This is a genomic window from Pseudomonas hygromyciniae (assembly GCF_016925675.1).
GTDB classification, from domain to species: domain Bacteria; phylum Pseudomonadota; class Gammaproteobacteria; order Pseudomonadales; family Pseudomonadaceae; genus Aquipseudomonas; species Aquipseudomonas hygromyciniae.
In genome coordinates this window covers 4520569-4531322 of the sequence record NZ_CP070506.1, presented here as the reverse complement: position 1 = coordinate 4531322, position 10754 = coordinate 4520569, and the positions used below count along the sequence as shown (strand labels likewise).

Here is a 10754-nt window from a genome sequence, read left to right as displayed (position 1 = left end):
CACGTGGCTCAGGGTTTGCCGGGGATCCCGTACTTGCGAAGCCGATGGGCGATCGCCGTGTGGGACGTCTGCAGGCGGTTGGCCAGTTGGCGGGTCGAGGGGTAGCTGACGTAGAGCTTTTCCAGCAGGCTGCGTTCGAAACCCTCCACCGCCTGTTCCAGGCTGTCGACCTCGCCGTCACTCTGGCGGGCGACCGAGGTGCCGGCAATGTCCAGGTCGCCAATGTCCACCAGATTGCTTTCGCAAATGGCGGCGGCGCGGAAGATCACGTTCTGCAACTGGCGCACGTTGCCCGGCCAGCGATTGCCCAGCAGCGCCGGGTAGGTGCCCGGCGCCAGGCGACAGACCGGGCGCTGGATCTGCGCGCAGGCCTGCTGCATGAAGTAGCGGGCCAGCAGCAGGATGTCTTGGCCACGCTCACGCAGGGGCGGGACTTCGACATTCAGTACGTTGAGGCGGTAGAACAGGTCTTCGCGGAAGGTGCCTTCAGTGACCATTTTTTCCAGGTCGCGGTGGGTGGCACTGAGGATGCGCACATTGACCTTGACCTCACGGTCGCCACCGACCCGGCGAAAGCTGCCGTCATTGAGAAAGCGCAGCAGCTTGGCCTGCAAGTACGGCGACATCTCGCCAATCTCATCGAGAAACACCGTGCCCTGGTCGGCCAACTCCATCAGCCCCGGCTTGCCGCCGCGCTGGGCACCGGTGAAGGCGCCGGGGGCGTAGCCGAACAGCTCGCTTTCGGCGAGGTTCTCCGGCAGGGCCGCGCAGTTGAGCGCCAGGAATGGCGAGCTATGACGCGCACTGATGGCATGGCAGGCGCGGGCCACCAGCTCTTTACCGGTCCCGGTTTCGCCCTGGATCAACAACGGGGCATCCAGGGCGGCGACCCGTTGCGCACGGGTCTTGAGGGTGCGGATGGCCACGGATTCGCCCAGCAGCGCATCGAAGCCTTCGGCATGGTCATGATGCAGGGCTGACAGCCGCTCACCGATCCGGTTGGGCGGGTATAGGGTCAGCAGCGCGCCGGCATCGGTGATGGGCGTGGCGTCCAGCAGCAAGGTCTGGCCGTTGACGCTGATCTCGCGCAGGGGCAGGCGAAAGCCATGCTCGAGCAAGGTATCGAGCAGCGCCGGATCGTCAAACAGTTCGGCGATGCTTTCGCCCGCCGGCTCGCGACCATACAGGGCAATCAGCGCCGGGTTGGCCAGCAACACCTTGCCGGCGCTGTCCAGGGCCAGTACCGGATCGGTCATGGCCGCCAGCAGGGCGTCGAGTTGCAGGTGACGGCGCTGGCCGGGAAGGATGTCGACCACGGTCACCGCTTGTACGCCGTGGACATTGAACAGCGCGTCGCGCAGCTCCTCCAACACCTCCACGCTCAGGGTCGGCGCGTCGATGTAGACGTTGGGCGGGATCATCTCCACCGCATCCAGGTTGAGATTGCGCCCACCGAGCAGGGCCAGGACTTCCTGGGTGATGCCGACGCGGTCGATGAAGCTGACGTGGATACGCATGGGGTGGACTTTGATTCTGCAATGCGGAGGGTGGCCAGTATGCCTGAGCGGGGGTGGAGATCAAAAATGTGGGAGCTGGCTTGCCTGCGATAGCCATAGGTATCTACACAACTTTCAGAAACTGACGAGCTCTCCTGTGGCGAGCGGGCTTGTCGGAACGCCGCATCGCCCGCGCTGGGCTGCGAAGCAGCCCCAAAAAGCCCTCCACGTTTCTTCAGATAAACCGCGATGGCCGGGTTTAGGTCTGCTACGCAGCCCAGCGCGGGCGATGCGGCGTTCCGACAAGCCCGCTCGCCACAACTGCGCTATCTGCCTGGATTTAGGCGTTGCGGCAAAGTTGTGTAGATACCTATGGCTATCGCAGGCAAGCCAGCTCCCACATTTGATCGGTTTTGGCCGTGGAGTCGAGGTTATTCCAGATGCTCTGGCTTGATTGGGTCGCCAGGTTTTACATCCAGTTGGTGGCGCACATCCTCGAACATCTGGTCGTACTGTTTATGCATGCTTCCATTGAGCACCGCAGTTTTCGGCATGCCGTATTTCTGTGCGATGTTCATCGCATGGCGGGCAAAGTCGAAGGCCTGGTCCTTGGGCAGGAAGAACTCTTCCTTGAGGTCCTTGCCCTGCACGGAGCCGTGCATCTTGAAGAGCATTCCCTTGCCTTCCTTTGGGTCCTGGCTGACTTCATAGTCGATGCACAGGTCGTAGCTGTGATCCTGGGCATTGAGCGCGTGGCGTTCGACATGCAAGTGACCGGGTTCAAAAATGGCCATAGGCGTCTCTCCTTAACAAGGCATTGGAGAAGGGCGGCTGCAACAACCGCCCGGGGTGTATTTATAAGTAGGTGATGCCAGGTTTTGCCGTGCTGATACGGGTGCCGGCGGTGCCCTGGACAATGGCTTCGATGTCCGAGAGTGAACCGATCACTGCGGTTTTGCCAGTGTTGCGGGCGAACTCACAGGCGGCCTGGACTTTGGGCCCCATGGAGCCGGCAGCGAAGCCGAGTTTTTCCATGTCGTCGGGGTGCGCCTGGCCGATGGCTTTTTGCGTCGGCTTGCCGAAGTCGATAAACGCCGCATTGACGTCGGTGGCGATTACCAGCAAGTCGGCTTCCAGTTGCTGGGCCAGCAGCGAGGAACACAGGTCTTTATCGATCACAGCTTCAATGCCCTTGAGCTTGCCGTTCTCGTCATACATGGTCGGGATACCGCCGCCGCCGGCGCAGATCACGATGCTGCTCTTTTCCAGGAGCCACTTGATCGGGCGGATTTCAAAGATGCGTTTGGGCCGTGGGCTGGCCACGACCCGGCGATATTTATCGCCATCGGGGGCAATTGCCCAGCCTTTTTCGGCGGCCAGTTTTTCGGCTTCGGCCTTGGAGTAGACCGGGCCGATCGGTTTGGTCGGGTTCTGGAAGGCCGGGTCCTTGGCGTCCACTTCGACCTGGGTCAGCAGGGTGGCGAAAGGCACTTCAAAGTCCAGCAGGTTGCCCAGTTCCTGTTCGATGATGTAGCCGATCATGCCTTCGGTTTCGGCGCCCAGCACGTCCAGCGGGTAGGGGGAAACCTGGGTGTAGGCGGCGGCTTGCAGCGACAGCAGGCCGACTTGCGGCCCATTACCGTGGGCGATCACCAGCTCATTGCCGGGATGAATCTTGGCAATCTGTTCGGTGGCGACCCGGATATTGGCGCGTTGGTTGTCCGCAGTCATGGGTTCACCACGGCGGAGCAGGGCGTTACCGCCCAGAGCAACGACGATACGCATAATGCAATCCTTCTAGAATTCGGCCTTGTGAACACAGGACAAAATGTAGGAGCGGGTTTGCTCGCGAAAGCGGTGTATCGGCGAAAGATGCAGCGACTGACACGCAGCCTTCGCGAGCAAGCCCGCTCCCACATTGACTGTGTTTCGACAGTGGGAGCGGTGTTGGTTTAGATATCCGCCAACGCCGACACCAGAATCGCCTTGATGGTGTGCATGCGGTTTTCCGCCTGCTCAAAGGCGATGTTGGCCGGGGACTCAAACACCTCTTCGGTCACTTCCACACCGTTGGCCAGGTTCGGATAACGCGCGGCGATGTCCTTGCCGACCTTGGTTTCACTGTTGTGGAACGCCGGCAGGCAGTGCATGAATTTCACCCGAGGGTTGCCCGAGGCCTTCATCATCTTGGCGTTGACCTGGTACGGCAGCAGTTGCTCGATGCGCTCGTCCCACGCTTCCACCGGCTCGCCCATGGACACCCAGATATCGGTGTGGATGAAGTCGACGCCTTTCACCGCCTCTTTCGGGTCTTCGGTGATGGTGATGCGCGCGCCACTTTCCTCGGCGAACTCCTGGCATTGCTTGATGAAGTCAGCATGTGGCCACAGGGCTTTCGGCGCGCCGATGCGCACGTCCATGCCCAGCTTTGCGCCGATCATCAGCAGTGAGTTGCCCATGTTGTAACGGGCGTCGCCCAGGTAGGCGTAGCTGATGTCATGCAGCGGCTTGTCGCTGTGCTCGCGCATGGTCAGGGTGTCAGCGATCATTTGGGTCGGGTGGAATTCAGCGGTCAGGCCGTTGAACACCGGGACACCGGCGAACTTGGCCAGCTCTTCGACGATTTCCTGTTCAAAGCCACGGTACTCGATGGCATCGAACATCCGGCCCAGGACGCGGGCGGTGTCTTTCATGCTTTCCTTGTGGCCGATTTGCGACGACACCGGGTCGATGTAGGTGACGTGGGCACCCTGATCGTGGGCCGCGACTTCGAACGCGCAACGGGTGCGGGTCGAGGTTTTTTCGAAGATCAGCGCGATATTTTTGCCCTTCAGGTGCGGACGCTCGGTGCCGGTGTATTTGGCGCGCTTGAGGTCGCGGGACAGGTCCAGCAGGTAGTGCAGTTCGCGGGTGGTGTGATGCATCAGCGACAGCAGGCTGCGGTTGCGCATGTTGAAAGCCATGATGGATCTCCTTAGTAGTCGATAGGGTCGCGGATGATCGGGCAGGTCATGCAGTGGCCGCCGCCACGCCCGCGCCCAAGTTCGCCGGCGCTGATGGTGATGACTTCCACACCGGCCTTGCGCAGCAGGGTGTTGGTGTAGGTGTTACGGTCATAGCCGATCACCACGCCAGGCTCTACGGCCACCACGTTGTTGCCGTCGTCCCACTGTTCGCGTTCGGCGGCGAAGCTGTTGCCGCCGGTCTCGACCACGCGCAGAGCCTTGAGGCCGAGGGCGGCGGCTACGGTGTCGAGGAAGTTGGTTTTCTCCCGTTGGATATCGATGCCGTGGGGCTTGCTTTCATCTGGACGCAGGGTGAAGGGCACGATCTGGTTCACCACTTCAGGGAAGATGGTTACCAGGTCGCGGTCGCAGAAGCTGAACACGGTGTCCAGGTGCATCGCCGCGCGGGATTTCGGCAGGCCGGCCACGATCACCTTTTCCACGGCTTTGTTCTTGAACAGGTTGCGCGCCAGTTGGCCGATGGCCTGGTGGGACGAGCGCTCGCCCATGCCGATCAAGACCACGCCGTTGCCAATCGGCATCACGTCGCCGCCTTCCAGGGTGGCAGCACCGTGTTGCAGGTCAGGGTCGCCGTACCAGATCTGGAAGTCGGCGTTAGTGAACTCGGGGTGGAATTTGTAGATGGCGCTCGCCAGCAGGGTTTCCTGACGTCGCGCTGGCCAGTACATCGGGTTGAGCGTCACGCCACCGTAGATCCAGCAGGTGGTGTCGCGGGTGAACTGGGTGTTGGGCAGCGGCGGCAGAATGAAGCTTGAGTGGCCGAGGAAGTCGCGGAACATCTCGATGGTTTTGCCACCAAAGCTGCTCGGCAGGTCATCGGCCGACACGCCGCCGATCAGGAACTCGGCGATCTTGCGCGGCTCCAGGCTGCGCAGCCAGGAGCCGACTTCGTCGGCCAGTCCCAGGCCAACCGTATCGGCAGTGATCTTGCGCTCCAGGATCCAGTCCAGCGCTTCAGGGATGGCGACAATGTCGGTCAGCAGATTGTGCATTTCCAGCACATCGATATCGCGCTCGCGCATCTTGGTGACGAAGTCGAAATGGTCACGCTTGGCCTGGGCAACCCAGAGCACGTCATCGAACAGCAGTTCGTCGCAATTATTGGGGGTCAGCCGCTGATGGGCCAGACCTGGGGAACACACCATGACTTTGCGCAGTTTGCCGGCTTCGGAATGTACGCCGTACTTAACTTTTTCCGTGGTCATTACAGATCCTCCAGTGAACAAAAAGATTCAGGTGTTACAGGGTCAGGAAGCCGTCGTAGAGCCCATAGGCCGCCACCAGGGCGCCAATGACCACTGCGGCGAAAATCAGCTTCTCGACGTTGGTAAAAATCGGTTTGCCCAGTTCACGCTTGGCCTTGGCGAACAGGATCGCGCCAGGGGCGTAGAGCAGGGCGGACAACAGCAGGTACTTGGTGCCACCGGCATACAGCAGCCAGACCGCGTAGATCAGGGCGATGGCGCCGATGAACAGGTCTTTCTTGCGCTCGGCCAGGGCCGCCTCGTAGGTCTCACCGCGTACCGCCAGCAACAGTGCGTAGGCCGCCGACCACAGGTAAGGCACCAGGATCATCGAGGTGGCGAGGTAGATCAGCGACAGGTAGGTACTGGCGGAGAACAGGGTGATGACCAGGAAGATCTGCACCATGGCGTTGGTCAGCCACAGGGCGTTGACCGGCACATGGTTGGCGTTTTCCTTACGCAGGAACTCCGGCATGGTGTGGTCTTTGGCAGCGGCGAACATGATCTCTGCACACAGCAGCACCCACGACAGCAGCGCGCCGAGCAGGGAGATGATCAAGCCGACGCTGATCAGCACTGCGCCCCAATGGCCGACCACATGCTCCAGCACGGCCGCCATCGACGGGTTCTGCAGCTTGGCCAGTTCCGGTTGAGTCATGATCCCCAGGGACAGCACGTTCACCAGCATCAGGAACAGCAGCACGGTGATAAAGCCGATGACGGTGGCCTTGCCCACATCCGAGCGTTTTTCGGCACGGGACGAGAAGATGCTCGCGCCTTCAATACCGATAAACACCCAGACGGTGACCAGCATCATGTTGCGCACCTGGTTCATCACGCTGCCCAGGTCGGGGTTTTTCAGGCCCCAGATATCAGCGGTGAAGATGTCCAGCTTGAACGCGAACACTGCGATCAACACAAACAGCACCAGCGGCACGACTTTGGCGACCGTGGTGACCAGGTTGATGAACGCTGCTTCCTTGATCCCGCGCAGCACCAGGAAATGCACGGCCCACAACAGCACCGACGCGCCAATCACCGCTGCCGGGGTGTTGCCTTCGCCGAAGATGGGGAAGAAGTAACCGAGGGTGCTAAACAGCAGCACGAAGTAGCCGACGTTGCCCAGCCAGGCACTGATCCAGTAACCCCAGGCCGACGAGAAACCCATGTAGTCGCCAAAACCGGCCTTGGCGTAGGCGTATACACCGCCGTCCAGGTCGGGTTTGCGGTTGGCCAGGGTCTGGAATACAAAGGCCAGGGTCAACATACCGACGGCCGTAATAACCCAACCAATCAATACCGCACCGACATCGGCGCTGGCGGCCATGTTTTGCGGCAACGAGAAGATCCCGCCGCCAATCATTGAGCCCACAACAAGAGCCACAAGGGCGCCTAATCGAAGTTTTCCGGGAGATTCAGACATTGTGTGACTCCAATGCAGGAGAAGAGAGATCACAGAATAAAACTGTGCGCTGTTCAAACAACTGACTCAGATCACTTCATTGGCACATTCCATTGTGAATTAAAGACTTATGAGTAAATGCTACGGGCGTATAATTACTCGGATAAGCGCGTTCCAGAGCTTCTGTCCGTTTGGATTAATGCGATATGCGCAAGATGTGGGTGTTTGAAGCTAGCCCTTTTTCACAGATGTGCAAACTTTTTCAAAAGGCTTTGCCAGATACCCCTCAAGGATAAAAAGACAAGTGGTATTTAAATTATAAATTTGCCTAAACTCGATTAATTGAAATGTCATTAAGTTATGAGGCGAGCAGTTTTATTCGCTATAGCTAATAAACGTTGCATCTTTTCGATAAATTAGCCGAGTGCACGGTTGTTAGCTCGAAGACGGTTTTATCTGCAGGAGTTTCTATGTCGCAACCGGCACAAAAGCTGCGCCTCAGTGCCCTGGTGGCGTTGGTGGTGGGCTCGATGATTGGCGGCGGGATCTTCTCGTTGCCGCAGAACATGGCGGCGCGGGCTGAGGTGGGAGCGATCCTGATCGGTTGGGGCATCACTGCCATTGGTATGTTGACCCTGGCCTTTGTGTTCCAGACCCTGGCCAACCGCAAGCCCAACCTAGACTCGGGTGTGTATGCCTATGCCAAGGCCGGTTTTGGTGACTACATGGGTTTCTCGTCGGCCTGGGGTTACTGGATCAGCGCCTGGATGGGCAATGTCGGCTACTTCGTGTTGCTGTTCAGCACCTTGGGCTACTTTTTTCCGGTGTTCGGTCAGGGCAATACGCCCGTGGCGATCGGCTGCGCGTCGCTGCTGCTGTGGGCCGTGCATTTTCTGGTGATGCGCGGCATCAAGGAGGCGGCGTTTATCAACCAGGTCACGACCGTGGCCAAGATCGTGCCGCTGCTGATGTTTATCGTGATCGCCGCTGTGGCGTTCAAGGCAGACATCTTTACCCGGGATATCTGGGGCCTGGGCAACCCGCAATTTGGTGGGGTGATGGATCAGGTGCGCAACATGATGCTGGTCACCGTGTTTGTGTTTATCGGCATCGAAGGCGCCAGTGTGTACTCCGCGCGCGCAGAAAAACGCTCAGACGTGGGACGCGCTACGGTGATTGGATTTGTCGGGGTTTTAGCCCTGCTGGTGCTGGTCAACGTGCTATCCCTGGGGATCATGAGCCAGCCCGACCTGGCCAACTTGCAGAACCCGTCATTGGCGGGCGTGATGGAACATATCGTCGGCCCCTGGGGCGCGATGTTGATCAGCATCGGCCTGGCGGTGTCGTTGCTGGGGGCGTTGTTGTCATGGGCCCTGCTGTGCGCCGAAATTCTCTACGCCACGGCCCATGACAAGACCATGCCGGCCTTCCTGAAAAAGGAAAATGCCAACCGTGTGCCGGTCAATGCGTTGTGGTTGACCAATGTGATGATCCAGTTGTTCCTGGTGATCACGCTGTTTTCCGCCAGCACCTACACCACGCTGATCTACCTGGCCTCGTCGATGATTCTGGTGCCGTATTTATGGTCGGCGGCCTATGCGGTGCTGCTGTGCGGACGTGGGGAAACCTATGAGGGCGCCCATGGCGAGCGGCTCAAAGACCTGCTGGTGGGCGTGATTGCCCTGGGGTACGCGGTCTGGTTGCTGTACGCCGGTGGCTTGAAATACCTGCTGCTGTCGGCACTGCTGTATGCGCCGGGGGTAATTCTGTTTGCCCAGGCCAAGCGCGAGCAGGGCCAGCCGCTGTTTACCTTGTTGGAAAAGGGGATTTTCAGTTGCGTGATCGCCGGGGCGAGCTTGGCGGCGTATGGGTTGTATAGCGGCGTGCTGAGCCTGTGAGCATGACGGTTGAATGATTGTGCAGGTGAGGGCCTCATCGCGGCATCGGTATCTACACAATTTAAACCCGGGCAGATAGGGCTGTTGTGGCGAGCGGGCTTGTCGGAACGCCGCATCGCCCGCGCTGGGCTGCGAAGCAGCCCCAAAAAGCCCGCCGCGGTTCTTCAGATAAACCGCGATGGCCAGGTTTAGGGCTGCTTCGCAGCCCAGCGCGGGCGATGCGGCGTTCCGACAAGCCCGCTCGCCACGGGGGACTTCGTCAGTTTCTGAAAGTTGTGTAGATACCTATGCTCATCGCAACGTCACCACTGTGCCCGATGCGCACCCAATTCCCCTGCCGGCAAATCCCATTGCAGTGGCGTCCCGGTAATAGTGACCGGTGCCAGCAAACGATGTGCCGGCCCCCAGGCCGTCTGTTCCACCAGCAACCCCTGATCAGCGGGCTGTTCTTCACGCAATGCGGGCTGCTTGCCTTGTCCCGCTTCGACCAACAACTTCGCGGTACGCGCCAGCGACAGCCGTGCGGACGCGCCGTGCCCGCTGCTCAAGCGCTGGGCAAAGGCCTGTATCGCACTGGCGGCCATCAGGTAGCCGGTGGCATGGTCCAGTGCCTGTACCGGCAGCGGCACGGGTTGATCCATTTGTTTGCACTGCATGCCGGCGTGGGCGATGCCGCTGCTCATCTGCACCAGGCTGTCGAAGCCCCGGCGATTGCGCCACGGGCCGCTCCAGCCGTAGGCGTTGAGGCTGACGTCGATCAGGCCCGGAGCAATCTGCTGCAGTGCGGTTGCGTGGTAACCCAGTTGTTCCAACGCATCTGCCCGATAACCGTGAAGCAGAATGTCGGCATCCCTGAGCAGGTTTTCAAATAACTTCCGGTCGTTGGCGTTTTTTAGATCAAGGCGTGCGCAGCGCTTACCCAGGGTCATTTCCGGTACGACCCCAGGTTCGTTCCAGTCAGGGGCGTCGATGCGCAATACGTCGGCGCCCAGGCCGGCGAGAAAACGACTGGCCACGGGGCCGGCCAGGACGCGGGTCAGGTCCAGGACCTTGACCCCCGCCAGCGGGCGCGCAACGTTGCCGAGCCAGTGGGTTTTTACCGGCCGCGTCGAAGCGCTCCCGCGCAACCAGAGGTTCCTGATTGACCGCCAACCCTTGGGGATGAACCTGCCATTGCCGCCAGGTACGCATCTGCGCCGCACAGCCGGCTTCGTCGACAATCGCTTGCTCAAGCTCGCCAGCGTTCCACCGGGCGACCTTGAGCGCCATCGCCGTTCGCTGTGTCGCCTGTCCGAGGACGCGCTCGGCGGCTGCGCGATGGTGTGGGGCGTTGGTGTGCAGGCGAATCCAGCCATCGGCGCAGGCGTAGTCGCCGGCAATCGGGTCCCACAACGGCGGAACGCTCCAGCCCAGTGGGCGCAGGGAGTTGGAGAACCAGAACGAGGCCAGGCGCCGGTCGACGCTGACGGCGGGCAAGCGCGCGGTCTGTTGTTCAAGCAGGCGGGCCACCGCCTGACCCGCCGCACCCATGCTGGCGCAGGCCAACTCGGTGACGGCGAAGGCCGACGGCAGAGCACCGGCCTCTGTGGTCGCCAGCGGTGCGGGCGGTAGATCGAGTGCAAGTTGGATCGATGTGAGCAGATCAGTCATCAGGGGCCCTCCTTAACAGAAGGGCCATCATAGAAGAT

At 60.4% G+C, this 10754-nt stretch carries 7 protein-coding genes and 1 pseudogene; 1 reads left to right on the top strand and 7 read right to left on the bottom strand.

What is annotated here, in order from left to right:
* Positions 1-8 precede the first annotated feature (8 nt).
* The 6 genes from gcsR to arcD (JTY93_RS20235) all read right to left on the bottom strand — a co-directional run bounded on the left by gcsR (position 9) and on the right by arcD (JTY93_RS20235) (position 7189).
* Positions 9-1517 carry a transcriptional regulator GcsR gene (gcsR, locus tag JTY93_RS20260; RefSeq protein WP_205477482.1) on the bottom strand — a complete coding sequence of 503 codons (1509 nt, stop codon included), beginning with the start codon at positions 1515-1517 and terminating at the stop codon, positions 9-11.
* A 410-nt stretch (positions 1518-1927) separates the two neighbouring features.
* A complete protein-coding gene (locus tag JTY93_RS20255) occupies positions 1928-2290 on the bottom strand; it encodes a DUF5064 family protein (protein ID WP_205477481.1) in 363 nt (120 codons plus the stop codon).
* Positions 2291-2351: 61 nt separating this feature from the next.
* Positions 2352-3281 carry a carbamate kinase gene (arcC, locus tag JTY93_RS20250; RefSeq protein ID WP_029296314.1) on the bottom strand — a complete coding sequence of 310 codons (930 nt, stop codon included), beginning with the start codon at positions 3279-3281 and terminating at the stop codon, positions 2352-2354.
* A gap of 167 nt (positions 3282-3448) precedes the next feature.
* Complete coding sequence (locus tag JTY93_RS20245; RefSeq protein ID WP_010169901.1) at positions 3449-4459, bottom strand: ornithine carbamoyltransferase; 1011 nt, start codon at positions 4457-4459, stop codon at positions 3449-3451.
* Positions 4460-4470: 11 nt separating this feature from the next.
* Positions 4471-5727 carry an arginine deiminase gene (arcA, locus tag JTY93_RS20240; RefSeq protein ID WP_205477480.1) on the bottom strand — a complete coding sequence of 419 codons (1257 nt, stop codon included), beginning with the start codon at positions 5725-5727 and terminating at the stop codon, positions 4471-4473.
* 34 nt (positions 5728-5761) lie between these two features.
* Positions 5762-7189 (bottom strand): arginine-ornithine antiporter, encoded by a 1428-nt coding sequence (gene arcD, locus JTY93_RS20235; protein WP_169998892.1) that lies wholly within the window; start codon positions 7187-7189, stop codon positions 5762-5764.
* A gap of 449 nt (positions 7190-7638) precedes the next feature.
* Here arcD (JTY93_RS20235) and arcD (JTY93_RS20230) point away from each other — a divergent pair, with 449 nt between their 5' ends.
* Positions 7639-9066 (top strand): arginine-ornithine antiporter, encoded by a 1428-nt coding sequence (gene arcD, locus JTY93_RS20230; RefSeq protein ID WP_205477479.1) that lies wholly within the window; start codon positions 7639-7641, stop codon positions 9064-9066.
* 302 nt (positions 9067-9368) lie between these two features.
* Here arcD (JTY93_RS20230) and JTY93_RS20225 read toward each other — a convergent pair.
* Positions 9369-10716 (bottom strand): annotated as a pseudogene (locus JTY93_RS20225) (CoA transferase).
* Positions 10717-10754: the final 38 nt, after the last annotated feature.

Excerpts from the sequence above, each read along its gene's own strand:
- gcsR (WP_205477482.1), bottom strand. The coding sequence starts at position 1,517 with ATGCGTATCCACGTCAGCTTCATCGACCGCGTCGGCATCACCCAGGAA.
- JTY93_RS20255 (WP_205477481.1), bottom strand. The coding sequence starts at position 2,290 with ATGGCCATTTTTGAACCCGGTCACTTGCATGTCGAACGCCACGCGCTC.
- arcD (WP_205477479.1), top strand. The coding sequence starts at position 7,639 with ATGTCGCAACCGGCACAAAAGCTGCGCCTCAGTGCCCTGGTGGCGTTG.
- JTY93_RS20245 (WP_010169901.1), bottom strand. The coding sequence starts at position 4,459 with ATGGCTTTCAACATGCGCAACCGCAGCCTGCTGTCGCTGATGCATCAC.
- arcC (WP_029296314.1), bottom strand. The coding sequence starts at position 3,281 with ATGCGTATCGTCGTTGCTCTGGGCGGTAACGCCCTGCTCCGCCGTGGT.
- arcA (WP_205477480.1), bottom strand. The coding sequence starts at position 5,727 with ATGACCACGGAAAAAGTTAAGTACGGCGTACATTCCGAAGCCGGCAAA.
- arcD (WP_169998892.1), bottom strand. The coding sequence starts at position 7,189 with ATGTCTGAATCTCCCGGAAAACTTCGATTAGGCGCCCTTGTGGCTCTT.